This window comes from Christiangramia crocea, assembly GCF_022410465.1.
GTDB lineage: Bacteria > Bacteroidota > Bacteroidia > Flavobacteriales > Flavobacteriaceae > Christiangramia > Christiangramia crocea.
This window is the reverse complement of record NZ_JAJSON010000025.1, coordinates 466,451-487,482: the sequence shown is the minus strand read 5'-3', so window position 1 is coordinate 487,482 and position 21,032 is coordinate 466,451. Positions and strand designations below refer to the sequence as shown.

At 38.8% G+C, this 21,032-nt stretch carries 10 protein-coding genes; 7 read left to right on the top strand and 3 right to left on the bottom strand.

The features are described 5' to 3' along the window. Window positions 1–12 precede the first annotated feature (12 nt). Genes LU635_RS13690 through LU635_RS13680 form a run of 3 tightly spaced genes read right to left on the bottom strand, consistent with a single transcriptional unit; the run spans window position 13 to window position 3,396 of the window. Window positions 13–1,149 (bottom strand): Gfo/Idh/MocA family protein, encoded by a 1,137-nt coding sequence (locus tag LU635_RS13690; RefSeq protein WP_240100056.1) that lies wholly within the window; start codon window positions 1,147–1,149, stop codon window positions 13–15. A 14-nt stretch (window positions 1,150–1,163) separates the two neighbouring features. Continuing rightward, window positions 1,164–2,402 (bottom strand): nucleoside permease, encoded by a 1,239-nt coding sequence (locus tag LU635_RS13685; protein ID WP_240100055.1) that lies wholly within the window; start codon window positions 2,400–2,402, stop codon window positions 1,164–1,166. A gap of 22 nt (window positions 2,403–2,424) precedes the next feature. Then, window positions 2,425–3,396, bottom strand: a complete 972-nt coding sequence (locus LU635_RS13680) for a sugar phosphate isomerase/epimerase family protein (protein WP_240100054.1) — start codon at window positions 3,394–3,396, stop codon at window positions 2,425–2,427. Window positions 3,397–3,576: 180 nt separating this feature from the next. Between LU635_RS13680 and LU635_RS13675 the strand changes: the two genes are divergently transcribed. The 7 genes from LU635_RS13675 to LU635_RS13645 all read left to right on the top strand — a co-directional run bounded on the left by LU635_RS13675 (window position 3,577) and on the right by LU635_RS13645 (window position 21,031). After that, window positions 3,577–5,280, top strand: coding sequence for a GMC oxidoreductase (locus LU635_RS13675; protein WP_240100053.1), 1,704 nt, complete (start codon window positions 3,577–3,579; stop codon window positions 5,278–5,280). A 10-nt stretch (window positions 5,281–5,290) separates the two neighbouring features. Next, window positions 5,291–5,935, top strand: a complete 645-nt coding sequence (locus LU635_RS13670; RefSeq protein ID WP_240100052.1) for a gluconate 2-dehydrogenase subunit 3 family protein — start codon at window positions 5,291–5,293, stop codon at window positions 5,933–5,935. A gap of 360 nt (window positions 5,936–6,295) precedes the next feature. After that, window positions 6,296–9,388, top strand: coding sequence for a SusC/RagA family TonB-linked outer membrane protein (locus tag LU635_RS13665; protein WP_240100051.1), 3,093 nt, complete (start codon window positions 6,296–6,298; stop codon window positions 9,386–9,388). Window positions 9,389–9,398: 10 nt separating this feature from the next. Beyond that, on the top strand, window positions 9,399–10,997 hold the full coding sequence (locus tag LU635_RS13660; protein ID WP_240100050.1) for a RagB/SusD family nutrient uptake outer membrane protein: 1,599 nt from the start codon (window positions 9,399–9,401) through the stop codon (window positions 10,995–10,997). A gap of 101 nt (window positions 10,998–11,098) precedes the next feature. Beyond that, window positions 11,099–14,407 carry a VCBS repeat-containing protein gene (locus LU635_RS13655; RefSeq protein WP_240100049.1) on the top strand — a complete coding sequence of 1,103 codons (3,309 nt, stop codon included), beginning with the start codon at window positions 11,099–11,101 and terminating at the stop codon, window positions 14,405–14,407. Then, window positions 14,404–17,769 carry a VCBS repeat-containing protein gene (locus tag LU635_RS13650; RefSeq protein ID WP_240100048.1) on the top strand — a complete coding sequence of 1,122 codons (3,366 nt, stop codon included), beginning with the start codon at window positions 14,404–14,406 and terminating at the stop codon, window positions 17,767–17,769. The genes LU635_RS13655 and LU635_RS13650 overlap by 4 nt, the downstream gene beginning before the upstream one ends. Continuing rightward, window positions 17,750–21,031 (top strand): VCBS repeat-containing protein, encoded by a 3,282-nt coding sequence (locus LU635_RS13645; RefSeq protein ID WP_341482139.1) that lies wholly within the window; start codon window positions 17,750–17,752, stop codon window positions 21,029–21,031. The genes LU635_RS13650 and LU635_RS13645 overlap by 20 nt, the downstream gene beginning before the upstream one ends. The last annotated feature ends 1 nt before the right edge of the window (window position 21,032 follow it).

Genomic DNA, 21,032 nt, shown 5'->3' with positions numbered 1-21,032 from the left:
CAATTTTTTGGTTTAATCTTGCATTTTTACCCAAACGTTGCCCTGCTTGTGAGAAGCAACTGTTTTTTCAATAAAGCTCATTCCTTTTAATCCATCTTTCAACTGAGGATAGGCACCATCAAATTTTATCTCATTCTTTATGGCATTGGCAATACCAAAGTAAATATTGCCCATCGAGTCGAAGATACCTTCCGGATGTCCGGGAGGAAGCTTGGTGCCTTCCAGTGAAAAATCACTATTATAAGCATGGCCGGGTTTTAGAACCTGCAATGCCTGATCTTCTTTCAAAAAATAAAGATAGTTAGGGTTTTCCTGTTCCCATTTGAGTCCGCCTTTATCACCGTAGACCTTTACGGTAAAATTGTTCTCTTCCCCGGTGGCAATCTGGCTGGCTCTAAGAACGCCTTTGATTTTATCTGAAAATCTTAAAAGCACAGTACCATCAATATCCATAGGGTTATCCTCATAAAGATAGTTAAGATCTGCCAGGATCTCACTTATCTGCATTCCGGTCACATATTCAGCCATATTGAACGCATGAGTTCCTATATCTCCTATACAACAACTAATACCAGATATATCAGGATCGAGTCTCCAAGTAGCCGCTCTTTTCTCCTTATCATGTATAAGCGGATTTATCCATCCCTGGTAATACTGGACGTCCACTTTTTGTACCTGTCCAATTTCACCATTCTGGATCATGGTCTTCATTTGTCTCACCATTGGGTACCCGGTATAGGTATAGGTAACGGCAAATATCGAATTGTTCTTTTTCTGAAGTTCATCCAGAACCTTAGCTTCGTCGTAAGTAGTGGTTAGCGGTTTTTCGCAAATCACATTGTAGCCATTCTCCAGCAATTTTTTGGCCATGGGAAAATGAAGAAAATTAGGAGTGAGCACCGATACTACCTGCATCTTTTCAGTGTCAGGTAATCGGGCTTCATTTTGGATAAGATCATCCAGGTCCTTATATATTCTGGACTGGTCAAGCTGAAGTTTTTCTCCGAACTTCAGGCTTTTTTCATGTTTCACATCAAAAACACCTCCTACTATTTCATATTGGTCAAACATATTGGCCGCGACTCTGTGAAGTATTCCGATTAGAGAATCTTCTCCACCTCCCAGGATGCCCAGTTTTATTTTACTCATAAATAAAGTTGATTTTATATTTCAATATCTTTTTTATCGATCTTCTCGTTCCGGAAAAATATCGAGAAAAGCAGCATTACGGCAAACGCAAAGGCAGATGGATAAAGCCATATGGTCTCCCAGTCGTGCATTTTATCTCCTGTGAGATAGGCGTTGGTGATGAGTCCGGCAACATAAAAGCCAATTAACATCCCAACACCATAAGTAGCAAGGGTGATTAATCCCTGCGCTGAACTCTTATACTTGTCTCCTGCTTTAAAATCGGTATAGATCTGTCCCGAAACGAAGAAGAAATCATAACATATACCATGTAATGCAATCCCGGTGATAAGCATAAAGATAAGCTCTCCGGTATCACCATATGCAAAAAGCAGGTATCTGAGTGTCCATGCTAGCATTCCAGCTATTATAGTCATTTTAAAACCAAATCTTTTGAAAAAGAAAGGAAGTAATAACATGAATAATACTTCAGATGCCTGGCCAATGGTCATTAGCCCCGTTGGATTTTCCACGCCAATTTCAGAAAGAAAGGGATTGGTATTCTGATAATAGAATGCAAGTGGAATACATATAAGGACTGAAGCAAGGAAAAACATCAGGAAGTTCTTGTCTTTCAAAAGTCCAAGAGCATCCAGACCTAGAGTCTCAACGATACTCACCTTTTTCGATTTATCAACCGAAGGTGGGGTTTTTGGAAGGGTGAAGCTGAACAATCCCAGGAAAGCTGATGCAATACTAACCATTAAGAAAGTATATTTTAACATTCCTTCCTGACGGGCTCCTGGAGCATCCCAGAAAAAGATATAGCTTATAACCAATCCGGCTACTATCCAGCCAATAGTTCCGAAAACCCTGATAAAAGAGAATTCTTTTGCAGGATCTTTCATTTGATTGAAACTTACTGAATTTACCAGGGCCAGTGTTGGCATGTAGGCAATCATGTACCCAAGAACCAACGGATAGAATTCGGCAAAATCAGTACTTATATACATCATATATAAAAGAATGGCTCCAATAATATGGAGAAAGCCCAATATCCTTTCCGCATTAAAGAATCGGTCGGCGATTAATCCTATAATAAAAGGGGCGATAATAGCGCCCCAGGACTGAGTAGAAAAAGCTGTTGAAATCTGTACATCTGTGGCATTTAAGTTGTAGCCAAGAAATGTTCCAAGGGTTACAAACCAACCACCCCAGATGAAGAATTCAAGAAACATCATCAGGGAAAGTTGAAATCTAACAAGTTTAGTCATAGTAAATAGATTGGTATTTGGTTTATAATTGTTTTCCGGCTTTTACGAGCAGTTCTTTGGTAGCCATGATACCTTTTTCCGGTTCCATGTTTTCTCCTTCGAATTCAATACCAATGTAGCCGGTATATCCTGCATCTTTCACAATTTGAAGCATTCTTTTATAATCTATCACTTCTTCCTCCCCTTGCTCATTAAATGAATAAGACTTGGCACTCACAGCTTTGGCATAGGGCATCATTTTTTCTACGCCTTCATATTTAGGATATTCTTCTATACATTCTGCCTCCCACCTTTCACCATCTTCTCTTTTAAGGCAGAAATTACCAAAATCGGGAAGGGTGCCACAGTTTTTCATATCTACCAATTCCATGACCTCTACCAGAAGGTCGGCATTTGAAGACAGGTATCCATGATTCTCTACCAGGACATTCACATTCTTTCCTGCGGCGTATTCTGAAAGTTTGGAGAGTGCATCGGCCGCTGCATTTTTCCATTTTTCAGGATCTTCAGCTCCAAAAAGATTTACCCGAATAGAGTGACATCCCAGAAAATTGGCTGCGTCTACCCATTTCTTATGGTTTTCTACTGCTTTATTACGCACAATAGAATCTGTTGTAGCAAGATCTCCTTCACCATCTACCATTATTAAAACGTTTTTTACGCCAAATTCTTCGCTCTTAGCTTTTAAGCTATCCAGAACAATTTTTAGTTCTGCCTGCGGATCATCAGCGCTTTTAATTCTTTCAGCATAGAATCCGGAGACATATTCAATCCCATCAAATCCCATTGAGCTGGCTTTTTCTGCGAAGTCCATAGGATCCAGGTCTCCAGCAAATATTTGCTTATTCAAAGACCATTGGGCAAGAGAAATTTTGAAGAATAGGGAATTTTTCTTTTCTGTGACTTCATTTTTCTCTGAAGTTTCATTAGTATTTTCGGATTTGTTCTTACAGGAAAGTAAACCTGTAGTTATCAGTAATAAGCTGATAAACAATAATTTTGGTAATTTAAAAGTTGTAAAGTTCATTGTAAGTGCTAAAAAGTGAGAGATTATGTATGATTAGTAAAAATGAAATTTAAATGTAGGCTTTTTTTTAAAGATGTAAAATTATAAGCTTAAATTTATATATTTGACACACTTCGAACTATATTTTCACCGAAAAAACAAATAATTGTGAGTAATATTTATGAAAATGAGAACTATGATGCCATAGTTGTAGGAACAGGCATAAGTGGTGGTTGGGCCGCCAAGGAATTATGTGAAAAAGGTTTTAAAACCCTGGTACTGGAAAGGGGGAGAATGGTAGAACATGTAAAGGACTATCCTACCATGAACGACGATCCTTGGGATTATAAATATAAAGGACATATTACCAGGGAGGAGAAGGAAAGGCAAATCAAACAGGCCCGAACAGGTTATACTACAAGCAAACCAAGCAAACACTGGTTTGTAGATGATATAAAACACCCTTACAATGAGGTGAAGCGGTTCGACTGGATGCGTGGTTATCATGTAGGTGGAAGGTCAATAATGTGGGGAAGGCATAGTTATAGGTTGAGCGATCTCGATTTTGAAGCCAACAAAAAAGACGGTATTGCAGTAGACTGGCCAATAAGGTATAAGGATATTGCACGCTGGTACGACCATGTGGAGTCTTACATCGGTGTTTGCGGAGAGAAATTGGGACTAAGTCAGTTACCAGATGGGCAATTCTTACCACCGATGGACCTTAACTGTGTTGAAGATTATGTTAGGCAAAGCATAGCTGAGAATTTTAATGGAAGGATAATGACTTCCGGCAGGGTTGCTCATATAACAGGTGATAAGAAATTCGAAGGCCGTTCCAAATGTCAGTTTCGAAACAGGTGTATAAGAGGTTGTCCTTATGGAGGATACTTCAGCAGTAATTCGTCTACCTTACCTGCTGCTAGCAGAACCGGGAATATGGATCTGAGACCTTATTCAATTGTGTCTGAGGTGTTATATGATCCGGATACAAAAAGAGCAACGGGGGTTAAAGTAATAGATACCGAGACTAAAGAGGAGTTTGAGTATAAGGCAAATGTAATATTCTTATGTGCTTCAGCGGTAGCCTCAACAGGTATTTTAATGCAGTCAAAATCTGACAGATTCCCTGATGGTATGGGGAATGATAGTGGAGAGCTTGGGCATAATGTGATGGATCATCACTTTAAAGCTGGTGCTTCAGGGAAATATGACGGATTTGAAGATTCCTATTATAAAGGTCGTAAGCCAAATGGAATTTATTTACCAAGGTTTAGGAATCTAAAAGGACAGGATAGTGATGTTGATTTCCTAAGAGGTTATGGTTATCAGGGTGGAGCCAGCAGAGGGAACTGGTCTGAAAGTATAGCTGAGGCAGCTTATGGTGAAGAGCTGAAGAAAGCAGTATCGGCGCCTGGAGGCTGGACGATGGGACTTATGGGATTTGGAGAAACCCTGCCGGCCCATGAAAATAAAATGACATTGGATTATGATAAGCTCGATGATTGGGGATTACCTACCATAACATTTGATGCTGAATTTAAAGAAAACGAACTGAAAATGCGTAAGGATATGATTTCGCAGGCAGTCGATATGCTTGAGAAGGCAGGCTTTAGAGATGTTCAGGGATATGATGATATTGGGGCTCCGGGTCTGGGAATTCATGAAATGGGAATGGCTCGAATGGGTCGGGATCCTAAAACTTCAGTTCTAAACGGGAATAACCAGCTACATGAGGTCCCTAATGTGTATGTGACTGATGGAGCCTGTATGACCTCCTCTGGTTGCCAGAACCCTTCTCTTACTTATATGGCTTTAACAGCCAGGGCTGCTGATCATGCATCCAAAAATTTTAAAAAATCCAACGCTTAAAAATAGAATTATGAATAGGAGACAAGTTTTAAAAAATCTAGGCCTTGGGGCAGGAATACTGGTAGTTGGTCCGTCCACACTTAGTTTACTACAAAGCTGTAAGAATGAACCAGAATATGACTGGCAGCCGGTTTTCCTTAGCGCCTCTCACGGATTTGCACTTAAAAAGATTCTTGATATTATTATTCCTGCTTCCGATACGCCAGGGGCCTCCGATCTGAATATCGCTCAGTTTATCGATTCATATATGGAAGAAGTGGCCGATCTGGATCGAAGGGATCGGTTTAAACAATCGGCAGCGGCTTTTTCAAGAGCATTTGAGAATGAATACGAAAAGGCACAGGAAGAAGGAAATGATGAGGAATTTGAGAATATTGTAAAGAAATATCTTAAGGCATCACCTGCCAAAAGAGAAGAATATATGAAGCGTAATTCTGAAACCCAGGATGCCCAGGATCAGAAAGCGGAAATGGAATTAGATGCCGATGCCGGAGCCTATGCATACCTTTCTAATGTTAGGGATATGGCTGTCTGGGCCTGGAAAACCAGTGAGGAAATAGGAGAAAATGTATTATGGTATGACCCTGTTCCTGGAGAATATATTCCATGTGGCCCGGTAGAAGAACTTGGCAATGGAAAAGCTATGTCATTGTAGACTAAAAAACCTCAAAAAACCTCAAAAAACCTCAAATTTTGAGGTTTTTTAGTTAAATATTAAGTAGTAAGTTTTTAATTTTTGTTAACAATTACCGCTTCTTTCTGAAAATTTACTTATTTTAAAAAATGCGGACTAATTTAAATTTTATTGAGAATATGTTAAAGGAGCATATAATCTCTATAGGTAAAATTATTGATACTTAAAATACTCCGTTATAATTATGATGTATTAGTGAATTTTATCGAAAACGTTTTCGCATTTTTGTTGCGACATGCATACTTTATTAACAATATATTATATAAATTTACCAGCGTTTTGATCTTATTTTAAAAACAATTCCAACTAAAACTATTTCTTATGAAAAAAATTATTTTCAGGAGCTTTTTGTGTGCCATGGCTTTTCTGTTTTACAGTATGGCTAATGCACAAACAGTGTCCGGGACAGTGACGGATGAAAGTGGTCCGCTGCCGGGTGCGACTGTTGCCATACAGGGAACATCAACCGGGACCACGACAGATTTTGATGGAAACTATAGCCTTAATAATGTTCCAACAGATGCGGTACTGGTTTTCAGTTTTGTAGGTTATGAGACTCAGGAAATTGCCGTTGATGGGCGGTCTGTCATAGATGTCAACCTTACAACAGATGCTTCCGAACTGGAAGAGGTCGTACTTATTGGGTACGGACAAACAACAGTTAAGGATGCGACGGGAGCGGTGGCCTCGGTAACTTCAGAAGAATTCAACAAAGGTAATATCTCTTCTCCTGAGGAGCTTATTCAGGGTAAGACTGCTGGGGTGCAAATTACTCAGGCGAGTGGTGAACCGGGAGCAGGTGTTGCACTTCGTATTCGTGGTACCACTTCAGTGCGTTCTAATAATAACCCTTTATTTGTGGTGGATGGTGTGCCTCTGGCAGGTGATGATACCGCTGCAGGAACCGGAGACTTGGGGGTTGGATCGAGTTCAGCAAGAAACCCGTTAAACTTCCTTAACCCAAGTGATATCCAGAGCATAAGTATTCTAAAAGATGCTTCTGCCACTGCTATTTATGGTTCCAGAGGAGCTAATGGGGTCGTGATTATTGAAACCAAATCTGGTAGGGGAACGCGTGGAGGAGCATTTACTTATGATGCTTCTGTAAGTGCTGCCAGTCCGGCAAATGAATATGATCTTCTAAATAGAGAAGAATTTCTAGATGCGGTGGAGCAATTTGGAGGAGACCGGGAAGCTCAGGATTTCGGAGCTGACACTGACTGGCAGGATGAGGTAACTAGAACTGCTTTTTCCCAAAATCATGCTTTATCTTATATGAATAGTTATACCAATGGAAACCTTAGGGCTTCTTTAGGTTATAATGATATTGAAGGGGTTGTTGAAAACTCCCAGTTAGAACGTTTAACAGGACGATTAAATGCTAATCATCGTTTTTTTGATGATAAATTAAATCTGGCATTGCAGGCAACATTATCGCGAGTAGAAGATATTGCCGCTCCAATTAGTAATAATGCCGGTTCTACCGGAGATTTATTAGGAGCCGCCTATTACGCCAATCCAACATGGCCGGCTGAACTTGATTTCGACCCGGTAGGTAATGCAATTAACCCATTGCAGATCCTTGAATATGTTCAGGATGAAACCGAAACCAACAGAGTTCTATTGAATTTTTCAGCCGATTATGATATAATCGAAAACCTTAACGCGAAAATCACATTTGGTTATGACAGGTCTAAATCTGAAAAAACCGCTGTTGTATCAGGTGATGTGGTAGGTTTTGCAAACGGTGCTCCAGGAAACGGTAGAGGACTTCTTAATGACCTTGAAGCTACTAACAGGCTGTTAGATTTTGTGGTGAATTATGAGAAGGAATTTAGTAATTCTAATTTCTCAGCTCTTGTTGGATATTCATTCCAGGATTTCCAGAGAGAAGGAAGATATGGAAGTGCATTCGGATTTGCTTCTACGAATATGAGTGAAATGATGAGTCAGTTTAGAAGCGATTTAGGAGCACTCGAAGGAAGTATAGACCGTTCCTACCAGCAATTAAGATATAGTGACGCTGGCTTTTTAATAGATGCCTTATTTCCCGAAGTTCAAACAGGTATAGAATTAACCAGCCCGGGTAATATTAGTACCAGAGTAATTACTAGTGGACGTTTTGATAATACTGATGAGCTTCAGTCTTTCTTTACAAGACTTAATTATTCTTTAATGGATAAGTACCTATTTACTTTTACCATGAGAGCTGATGGTTCATCAAGATTTGGTCCTGAAAATCAATATGGATATTTCCCTTCAGGAGCCTTTGCATGGAAAATTGATCAGGAAGATTTTATTCCTTTAACCTTCTCTACCCTTAAACTTCGTTTAGGTTATGGTATAACCGGTAACCAGGAAGGGTTAGGATATGGTAACTTTACTACCAGGAGAATTCTTAATGGTTACGGTATTGATAATGGAGGTAATATTAATGGTGGTGGTTTAGGTACTGCTGGTTTTGCAAATCCTAACTTGAAATGGGAAGAAACCTCTCAAGCTAACCTTGGATTGGATTTTGGATTTATTAGCGATCGCCTGTCAGGTAGTCTGGACATTTATTATAAAGACACTAAGGATCTATTGCTATTAGCCCAGAATGCCCAACCGAGTCCTGTGCCATTTTCTTTTACCAATATTGATGGAAATGTAATTAATAAAGGAATTGAATTCGCTATAGATTATGACATTTTTAACGATCAAGACTTTTTCTGGAATTTTGGTTTCAATATTTCATACAACGATAATGAACTTCAAAATTTTGACGGTCTAATTGAAACTGCACAGATTTCAGGTCAGGGATTAACTGGTGCCTTTGCTCAGTTATTAGCTGAAGGAAGACCTTTATTTTCTTATTACCTTAGAGAATTTGCGGGATATGACGAAAATGGTCTTTCCATTTACCCTAATGGTGACCAACAGGAGTTTGTAGGCAAAAGTGCACTGCCCACGACCAACCTGGGAATAAATACCAGAGCAGAATATAAAAATTTCGATGCGTCGTTGTTCTTCTCAGGACAATTCGGACATTATATCTATAATAATACTGCCAATGCTTTCTTTACTGCAGGAAGTATAAATAGTGGAAAAAACGTAACTCCAGATGTATTAACAAGTGGAGAGTCAATTGCAAACGCACCGGATGTATCTACAAGATTCCTCGAAAAAGGAGACTTTTTAAGACTACAGAATGCTGGTGTTGGATACACTTTTGATCTAAGTGATGATTCGTTTTTGGATAATTTGAGATTATATCTTAATGGACAGAACTTGTTTGTTATAACAGATTATAGTGGATTGGATCCAGAAGTGAACACTCAGACACCGTTAAACGGTTTGCCAACAGCGGGTATTGATTATACTTCTTTTCCCAGACCGAGAACATTCACTTTTGGATTAAATGCTAAATTCTAAAAAATTGATGATGAAAAATTATAAATTAAATTTAATAATCGCGGTATTTGGGACACTGGCTATAAGCTCGTGTACTGATCTCGAGATCGAAGAAACAGATTCGATAATTGTAAATCAAACCGGAGAATTCACCGGTGTTAGTGATGTGGACGCTACTTTAAGTGGTATTTATGATGCTGTAAGGGGACAACTTGAAAATCAGGCTAATCTTTATGCATTGAATGAAGTAACTTCGGATGAATTTTTAGTTCCAACAAGGGGAACTGACTGGGGAGACAATGGAGTATGGAGAACGCTTCATCAGCATTCCTGGTCTCCTATTCACCCATATGTACGAGACGTTTGGAATGAACAGAACTCGAATGTTTTCAGAACTACAGAGGTTATCGATGAAAGAAGTAATCCTACTCCTCAACAGGAAGCGGAAGCCAGATTTCTAAGAGCCTTTAGTATGTTCTGGGTGATGGATTTATATGGACAGGTCCCTTTTAGAGAACCTGATGAAGGAATTGAAATAGATCCTATTATTTTATCCAGAACCGAAGCATTTGATTTCATTTTAGAGGATCTTAATACTGCCGTAACAAATATTTCTTCCACTGGACCTGGTGCGGGAACCAATAAAGTGACTAAAGCCGCTGTTCATTTTCTTTTAGCTAAATTATATCTGAACAAGCATATTTATTATGGAAATGAAACTGCTGATCCTGCAGATATGCAACAGGTTGTTAACAATGTTGAGGCTATCGAAGCTTTAGGATTTGGTTTGGAAGATGGTTATTTCGGAATTTTCTCTCCTAAAATAGATAATGAAACCATTTGGTATACTGGTTCAAGTGTAGGAAATGTTATTTGGCATGGACTCCATTATAACCAAACCACTCCTGCAAATGGCGGTGGAGGATGGAATGGTTTTACAACTTTAGCTGACTTTTATGATCTTTTCGAAGGTGATCCTAATACGAATTTTGTGGGGGATGGCCAGGAAGAGCGAAGAGGTTTTGTACCTACAGCAGCCAGTCCTGTTGGGGTTGATTTTGACGGTGATGGTGAAACGGACGATCTTGATGAAGATGGAGATGGACTGTTGGATGGGTCTCAGATTGGCTTTGGTATGTTGATAGGTCAGCAATATGATTATGATGGATCAAAATTAGAGGCTGAAGTCGGAAAAGATCTTGAATTTACAAAAGAACTACCTGGGCTGTTGGGTAATTCTCAGGGTACAGGAGTGAGAGTTATTAAATACCACCCGTCAAATGGTTCTTATACCGGCCATAAGATTATATTCAGATATGCAGATGCTTTATTGATGAAAGCGGAAGCTGCGCTTAACGGAGCAAGTGGTGATGCTACTGAACTGGTTAACCAGTTAAGAACAATCCGTGATGCATCCCCTCTTTCAAGTGTAACAGCTGATGATATTCTGGATGAAAGAGGAAGGGAACTTTATAGTGAGTTCTGGAGAAGGAATGACCTTATTAGGTTTGGTAAATATACTTCAAGCTGGGAATTTAAAGATAACACTGAAGAGTTCAGAGTTCTATTCCCAATTCCAGCTTCAGCTATTATTTCTAATCCTAACCTAACTCAGAATCCGGGTTATTAATATTTAAAGTATTTTAATAAATAAGAGGGCGGCGTCGCCCTCTTATTTTATTTCATATTGTTAACTTTATCTTAAATCTAAAGGTCTAACAATAATATTTGATGATGAATAGAAGCCCTGCCTTTATTGTTATTCTTATGTTACTTAGCCTGGCTTGTGAAAAGGATAGGGTTCTTTTTGAAAAAATTGATCCGGGCTACTCTAATATTGATTTTTCCAATGATCTGGATCCGGATTCCAAACTAAATATTCTCAATTACCTTTATTATTTTAATGGGGGTGGTGTAGCAGCTGGGGATTATAATTCTGATGGCCTTACTGACCTTTATTTCACTTCAAATGAAGGAGCCGATATGCTTTATTTAAATAAGGAAAATTTTAGATTTGAGGAAATCACCTCTAAAGCTGGAATAAAGAATTCTACGGGTTGGACTACAGGTGTCACCAATGTAGATATAAATGGCGATGGTTTACTTGATCTCTATATTTCTAAAGTTAGTGGTTTTCAGAACTTGACAGGGCATAATCTACTGTATGTAAATAAGGGGAATAACAATAATGGAATTCCCGTATTTGAAGAAATGTCAGGTAAATACGGCCTTGATTTTTCCGGTTTTTCAACCCAATCTGTATTCTTTGATTACGACCTTGATGGTGATCTGGACATGTTTTTACTGAATCATTCCGTTCATCCTAACCAAAACTATGGCAGGGGAAGTAACAGAAAGGGGTTCGATTCAAAATCTGGCGATCGTCTTTTTAGAAATGACGATGGTTTTTATAAAGATGTTTCTTCAGAAGCCAGGATCTTCCAGGGAAAAATAGGTTATGGTCTTGGATTATCTGTAGGAGATCTTAACGGGGATTCATATCCGGATATGTATGTGGGTAATGACTTCTTTGAAAATGACTATCTGTATATTAATAATGGGGATGGAAGCTTTTCAGAAATGATTACAGGCAGCCCTGGAAAAATAGGTCATACCACTCATTTTTCTATGGGAAATGATATTTCAGATATGAATAATGATGGCCGGCCCGATATATTATCCCTTGATATGTTACCTGAAGATCTGCAGACCTATAAGGCCTCAGGGGTGGAATATCCTTATCAGACGTATTCCAATTACTTAAAGAATGGTTATGCGCCACAATACATGCAAAACACGCTTCATATAAATTCTGGTGATCTTCATTTTTCAGAGACTGCCTTTCTTAGCGGAATTGCTGCTTCTGAATGGTCGTGGGGTGCTATGTTCGCTGATTTTGATAATGATACCCATAAGGATCTTTTTATATCCAATGGGATCAAGGGAGCTACGAATGATATGGACTTTATAAAATATATTTCCAATTCCAGGATCCAGAAGAAGCTTAGTGAGGGAGAGTTTTCAGATTATACCAACCTTATAAAGGACCTTCCCGAAAAGAAGGTTCAGAATTATATATTTCAGAATCAGGGTGATAATAGTTTTATAGATCAAAAGGATCACTGGTTGAAACCGGAGGAAAGCTTCAGCCATGGCTTTGTTTATGCCGACCTTGATAATGATGGTGATCTGGACCTTGTCGTGAATAATATGCAAGAAGCTGCAGGGGTCTTTAAAAATAATTCTGAACGATTGAAATCTCCGAATAAGTATTTAAAAGTTGAGTTACGGGGACATAAGGAAAACTTCTATGGCATAGGGGCAAAAGTAAAACTCTATCACGATGGGCAAATGCAATTCCAGGAGCAGTATCTCACTAAAGGCTATTTATCTTCGGTTGCGCCAGGTGTACATTTTGGTCTGGGGCAACTGGATAAAGTAGATTCTGTAGAAGTGATCTGGCCTAATTCAGCAATCCAAACCAAATACAATATCAAAGCTAATTCTTCGGTTTTATTCGATATAAAGGATGCAGTAAAACCATTATACAGGGCTAAACCTGAAGAAACCATGTACATACTAGCAGACTCTTTGATAAACCATAAGCATATAGAACAAAGCAGTCTTGACTTTAATAAAGAACCATTGATCCCTTTTGCTTATAGCAACCTTGGACCCACAGTAAGTGTAGGAGATATAAACAATGATACTCTGGAGGATCTTGTGATAGGTGGTGGGAAATCACAGTCTTTAAGTTTATGGACGCAAAATAAAGAAGGTGGTTTCGATAGCTATAATTCAGAAATATTTGAAGAAAACTCTATTTCAGAAGATACGGACCAGGCATTTATAGATATCGAGAATGATGGAGATCTGGATCTCATCGTTGTTAGTGGAGGAAATGAATTTAGTACGGGAAAAGCTTTACAGCCTCGTTTGTATATAAATGACAATGGGATTTTTAATAGAGAACCGGATCAATTTAACGATCTTAACCTGAATGCTTCCAGGGTAAGGATTGTAGACCTGAACAATGATGGCTACAGCGATGTTTCTTTTTCTGCCAGTATAGTTCCAAATGAATATGGAAAAATCCCATTACAGTACTTATATCTAAATGATGGCAACGGCCACTTTAAGGATGTAACACGGGAGTTTTCAGTAGCATTTCAGGAGGCAGGAATGGTTCAGGATATTCAATGGATTGATATAAACAATGATGGCTTTAAGGACGCATTGATTGGAGGCCACTGGATGCCCATAACGATCTATCTGAATGATGGGGAAAAGCTTAGTCCTTTGGAAACAAATCTTGATAATTCCCACGGCTGGTGGAATTCAATAGATGCAGCCGATTTTGATAAAGATGGAGATATAGACATAATCGCAGGTAACTGGGGATTAAATTCCCGTCTCCAGGCAAATGAAGATGAACCTGTTAAAATGTATCTGAACGACTTTGATGAAAATGGATCCATAGATCCCGTGATGACCTATTTTTATAAGGGTACCGAAACGGCTTTTTCATCCAAGGATGAACTGGATAAGCAGATGCCTTTCCTAAAGAAAAAATTCCCGAATTATAGCGATTATGCCAAGGCCCCATTTTCGGAAGTATTACCAGCGGATAAAGTGAAGAAGGCAAGTGTATTAAAAGTTTATGAACTGGGAAGTTGCTACTTTGAGAATATTGGGAACAATAGATTTAAGAAACACCGTCTACCTTTTGAAGCTCAGGTTTCCAAGGTTTTTGATATAGCAAAACATGATTTTAACCATGATGGTTTTTTAGATCTTTTTATTGTGGGAAACGATTATGAAATTAGCACCCAATTGGGTAGATTAGATGCATTGCATGGCATTGTCCTGTTAAATGACACTAAGGGTAATTTTAATGCTTCCGAAAAGATAATACCTGATATTTCTGGACCTGCCAGGGATATAGAAAAAATAAAAATAAATGGTGATACACACTTTATAATCACTTTTAATAATGGTAAACCTGTTATTATAAAGAGAAATAATTCAAAAACACAATGAGATATAGATCATTAATATTCCTTCTTTCAGTAAGCTCTTTTATAATTTTCTCTTCCTGTAATTCTGATGAAAAATCAGAGGAAGAAAAGGCTTCAAAAGAAAATAAGAATACACTGTACACTCTTTTAACTCCGGAAGAAACAGGAGTTGATTTTTTCAATGAGATAAAGAACCGACCTGATTTCAATATCTTCAAATACCGTAATTTTTACAATGGTGGAGGAGTGGCGATTGGCGATGTTAATAATGATGGCTTGCCTGATATTTATATGACCGCTAATATGAAGCCAAACAAACTTTATCTGAACAAAGGGAACTTTAAGTTTGAAGATATCTCCAAATCAGCTGGCGTGGAGGGTAACAAGCCCTGGTCTACAGGCGTGAATATGGTAGATATAAACAACGACGGTTTACTGGATATTTATGTGAGCAATGCCGGAAATATGGAAGGTGATAATCATAATAATGACCTGTATATTAATAACGGCGACCTTACCTTTACTGAAAAGGCACAGGAATTTAATCTTGCCAATACCGGTTTTAGTACCCATGCTTCATTTTTTGATTATGACAAGGATGGAGATCTGGATGCCTATATACTTAACAATAGTAATATACCTGTAAGTAGTTTGGGATATGCCGAACAGCGTGAGGTAAGGGCACAGGACTGGGAAGGCGTGCCAAAGATATTCAGGGGCGTGGGAGATATGCTTTTGAGAAATGATAACGGTAAATTTGTGGATGTAAGTGAAGAGGCGAATATCTATGGTAGTCTTATAGGTTTCGGTTTAGGGGTTATGGTGAGTGATTTCAATAATGATTTGTATCCGGATATCTATGTTTCAAATGACTTTTACGAGAGGGACTATCTTTATATAAATAATCAGGATGGTACTTTTACTGAAGACATTGAAAACTGGACCTCTCATTTATGCCTCTCAGCCATGGGAATCGATATGGCTGATATTAACAATGATGGTTATGCTGACATTTTTATTACTGATATGCTTCCAGATTCTGAAGAACGTACCAAGTCAGTAATGGAATTTGAAGGTTATAATGTATTCAAGCTTAAGCAGAGCAAAGATTTCTTTCAACAATATATTCATAATACACTTCAGCTGAATAATGGCAATAACAGTTTTTCTGAAATAGCTCATTTTAGTGGTGTTGAAAGTACCGACTGGAGCTGGGCGGGCCTTATCTTTGATATGGATAATGACGGAAACCGCGACATATTCGTGACCAATGGTATCAACCATGATCTTACCGATCTCGATTTTGTGGAGTTTTTTGCCAATGAGATCATTCAGAAGCAGGCATTAACCGGAAAAAAAGAAGCTGTGGATTCTATTATCAGTAAAATGCCTGTAACACCTCTTCCAAATTACGCTTTTAGAAACAAAGGAGATCTGAAATTCAGTAATGCAGCTGAAGAATGGGGGCTTGGTACACCAAGTTTGTCTAATGGATGTGCCTATGGTGACCTGGATAATGATGGTGACCTGGACCTGGTGGTAAATAATGTGAATATGAACTCATTCGTTTACCGCAATAATTCTGATAAACTTAAAGACAGGAATTATCTGCGAATACAACTAATGGGAGCCGAACAGAATAAATTTGGAATCGGAAGTATCGTGCGACTTTATTATGGCAATTCGGTAGTACTCCAGGAGCAGAATCCTTCCCGTGGATTTCAGTCCTCCATGGATTATACCATGAATATAGGTCTTGGTAAGGTTAATAAGATAGATTCCTTAAGGATAATCTGGCCGGACAGTGCTACGCAACTGTTCAAAGAGGTAGCTGTGAACCAGACGCTGGTATTAGATCAAAAGGAGGCGAAAGAAAAGTTCAAACCACAGCCGGTCAAGAAACCTGAACCCTTGTTAACCGAGCTATCTAACGACAAATTTGAGACTCATAAGGAGAATAGTTATACCGATTTTGATTACGAGGGAATGATCTATAAAAAGCTGTCTCAGGAAGGTCCTGCGCTTGCCGTGGCCGACGTAAATGGCGATGGCAGTGAGGATGTTTTCGTGGGCGGAGCCAAAGAGCAACCCGGAGTGATCTACTTTAACAAAGGAGACGGAAATTTGGTCAAAAGCAGGCAGGACGCTCTGGATACCGATTTTCTCTTTGAGGATACGGCCGCGGCGTTCCTGGATGCCGATGGTGACGGAGATCAGGATCTGATGGTAGGATCTGGAGGGAATGAAATTGGTGAAGAACAAAATTACAGGCCCAGACTATATTTAAATGACGGTCAGGGTAATTTTACACCATCTACTAAAATAATACCTGCGGTAAATCAGAACGTTGCAGTAATTTCTCCTCAGGATTTCGATTTAGATGGAGATATGGATGTATTTGTGGGGTCCAGAAGTGTTTCTGTAAACTATGGCCTGGACCCTGAACATCTTTTCCTTGAAAACAAGGGAAATGGAGAGTTCGTGAATTCAACGGAAAGGATTGCATATGACGTTAAGTATGCGGGGATGATCACCGATGCTATCTGGCAGGATATTGACGGGGACGGTAAAATGGATCTTATTACGGTTTCAGACTGGGGTGCTCCAAAGATCTTTAAGAATTCTGGCCGAAGGCTTGCCAATTATAAAACCAACCTCAGCAAATATGAGGGCTGGTGGAATGTGGTAGAAGCTGCCGACCTGGACAATGACGGGGATCAGGATCTTATAATTGGCAATAAAGGTTCTAATATACCTTATGAGACTTCGTTTAAAGACCCCATGAAAATGTGGGTGAATGATTTTGATAACAATGGTACGATAGAGCAGATAGTTACCAAGCAAAAGAATGGTAAAGATTATCCTTTACATATGAAGAAAGAGATGACGAGCCAGCTGGTTTCACTTAAAAAAGAAAACCTTAAAGCTTCTGAATATGCTGTAAAATCTATTGATGAACTCTTGCCTAAGGATAAATTGAAGAATGCCATAATGAAGCAGGCTGTAATCTCAGAAACCATTATCGCAGTGAATGAGGGTAATGGAAATTTCACTATAAAGGAACTGCCTGGAAGAGTTCAGTTTTCATGTGTTTGTGGGATTTCATGTATGGATATAAATAATGATGGAAATCTGGATCTCGTAATGGGAGGAAATAATTTCGAATTTAAGCCACAGTTCTCCAGGCTGGATGCCAGTTTCGGAAATGTATTACTGGGTGATGGAAATATGAATTTTGAATGGCAGGACTACATGAAAAGCGGATTCAACATAAAAAGCGAAGTGAAGTATCTGCGAAAATTTAAAGACAGGAAGGGGAATACCTTTATTATAGCCGCAATCAATAATGAAAAACCTAGGATTTTTGAAGTTAGTAATTTATAGAGTATTCATTTTTCAAATTCTGGTTCTTAGCCTGGGCGGTTGTACAAAAAAGGAAGAGAAATTTTTCTCGAACCCTCAGGCAAAAGTTTCTGGAATAGACTTTACCAATAAATTAACCGAGGACCGTGATCAGAATATTCTGGACTACCTCTATTTTTATAATGGTGGCGGAGTTAGTATTGGCGATATTAATAATGATGACTTGCCGGATATCTATTTTACGGGTAATCAGGTAAAGAACAAACTTTATCTGAATAAGGGAGATCTTAAATTTGAAGATATAAGCAAAAAGGCGGGAGTAGAAGGTAATAGCAGCTGGAATACTGGAACTACCATGGCCGATGTGAATGGCGACGGGCTTTTAGATATTTATGTATCTGCGGTGGTGGGTGTAAATGGCTTCACTGGTCATAACGAACTTTTTATCAACAACGGAGACCTTACGTTTACCGAAAGTTCGGCAGAATACGGTCTGGATCTTGACACCTATTCTTCGCAGGCGGCTTTTTTCGACCTTGAAAATGATGGCGATCTGGATGTATATATTCTTAACCATGCAGTCCATACCACCGAATCTTTCGGACCGGCCGATATCAGGAATAACAGGGTCTATGAAAGTGGTGATAAACTCTTCCTTAATGAGAACGGTAAATTTACCGATATAAGCGAAAAAGCTGGGATATATGGTGGAGCTAATAGCTATGGTCTCGGCTTAAGCACGGCCGATTTTAACAATGATGGTTATACCGATATTTATGTGGGGAACGACTTCCATGAGGACGATTACTATTATTTGAATAACCAGGACGGTACCTTTACTGAAAGCCTGAAATCCAATTTTGGACATGTTTCCAGGTTTTCCATGGGAAATGACGCGGCAGATATCAATAATGACGGTTTTATTGACCTGATAACCCTGGATATGCTGCCCGAGGATGAAGAGGTACTAAAATCTTCGGCAGGAGACGATAATGTTAACCTTCATAAGTTCAGAATAGAACGTCTGGGATATCATCCGCAGTATACCCGTAATATGTTACAGCTCAACCAGGGAGGCAAATTCTTCTCAGAGACCGCATTAATGAGTGGCGTTGCAGCAACCGACTGGAGTTGGGGTGCTCTTTTCGCAGATCTGGATCAGGACGGGCAACAGGATCTTTTTGTGAGCAATGGAATTCCAAAACGTCCCAATGACCTGGATTATGTGAAATATACTTCCAATGAACAGATACAGCAAAAGCTAGATAAAACAACTCTTGTTGACAACGAAGTCCTGGAACTCATGCCGTCGGGAGCCGTCACTAATTATGTCTTTAAGGGAAAACCGGACGGATTGTTTGAGGATATGTCCAGAATCTGGATAGAGAATGATTCCATCATCTCAACAGGAGTGGCTTATGGAGACCTGGATAATGATGGCGATCTGGATATTGTGACCAATAACATAAATGTTCCGGCAAGTATCTATATTAATGAACAGCCAGAAGGTAATTATCTTAAGATACAATTATTGGCAGAAAGTAAGAATAGCTTCGCTATAGGTTCAAAAGCGATCCTGTATACCAGTGAAGGCCGCCAGGTACGTCAGTTATATACAACCAGGGCATACCAGTCCTCATCAGAACCAATCATTTATTTCGGTATATCTAAGAAAGCACAAATCGATTCATTAAGCATTATCTGGCCTGATCAAACTATACAAACTCTTACTTCGGTAAAACCAAATTCTGTACTGAAGTTAAAGCCAGAAGCAACAGATAAAAAAATAGATGTAGAAGAACTGTTTTACAAGGATACCAAAGCCTGGTTTTCAAAGGAGCAAAATGACTTTGGTTTGAACTATGTTCATGAAGAGAATGCTTTTATCGATTTTGATATGCAGAAGCTTATCCCTCATCAGATGTCAGACTTTGGGCCGGCCGTTAAAGTTACAGACCTCGATGGAAACGGTATGGAGGATGTTATTTTTGGGGCTTCCCGTTATAAATCAGCTATGGTTTTTTATCAAAATAAAGATGGATTTGTATCTGAACAACTAAAGGGAGCGCAAAATGATTCATTAGCAGAAGATACAGATATCCTGGTCGATGATTTTAATAATGATGATATAAAAGATGTGGTTTTAGTTTCCGGAGGAGGAGAATCTGTAGGAAAAGATCAGTGGTTACTTGACAGGCTTTATTTGGGAACTTCAGACGGAAGTTTTAAAAAAGACTCACTTTTTCCGGAGATGTATGGAAATTCTTCGGTAATCCGCTCGGCTGACTATGACAATGATGGAGATCCGGATATTTTTATTGGATCAAATTCTGTTAATTATGATTATGGAGCCATACCAAAATCTTATTTGCTGAAAAATGAGAATGGTAAGTTTACAAAAGTGTCCCAGACTGATCTATTCAATAATCTAGGTATGATTAATGATGCCATTTGGGATGATTTTGATAATGATAAAGATCTGGATCTGATAGTGGTAGGAGAGTGGATGTCGCCTAAATTTCTGGAAAATAACAATGGACAATTCAGGGATGTTTCTTCGACCAAATTACCTGAAAACATGAATGGTCTCTGGCAAAAGATACTTCCTTTTGATGTGGATCATGATGGAGATACGGACTATTTACTGGGAAACTGGGGGCTTAATTCCAAATTGAAGGCTTCGAAGGATTATCCTTTACTGATGTACTATAAGGATTTTGATTCTAACGGACTTACAGAGACACTACTGGCCAGCGAAAAGAATGGAGATTATTATTTCTTGTATGGAATGGATGAACTTTCAGGACAGCTAAGTCAAATGATACGGAAAAGATTTACTACTTACCGGGAATTTGCCGGAAAGAAAGTGAACGAAATCTTTAAGCCTGAAGAACTTAAAAGTGCTGAAAAGTTCAAGGTTCATACCCTTGCTTCAGGCTACCTTGAAAATAATGACGGAAATTTCACCTTCAGAGAATTTGAACATTCTTTACAAACCGCCCCTATTCGTGCAATGTTGAATTATGATTTCAATAAAGACGGTAAGGAAGAAGTACTCATAGGAGGTAATTATTTTGGAGTTACCCCATATCATGGGAAATTTGATGCTATGGGTGGATCTATTCTAATTAACCGGGATAAAATTCTGAATTCCAGTATAATTGGATTAAATTTATCCCAAAAATCTGTTAAAGAATTTTCCTTAATTAAAATTGCAGGTAAACCTTACCTGTTAGTAACCATAAATAATGAAAAAGCTGAATTATATAAAATCAACTTTTAAG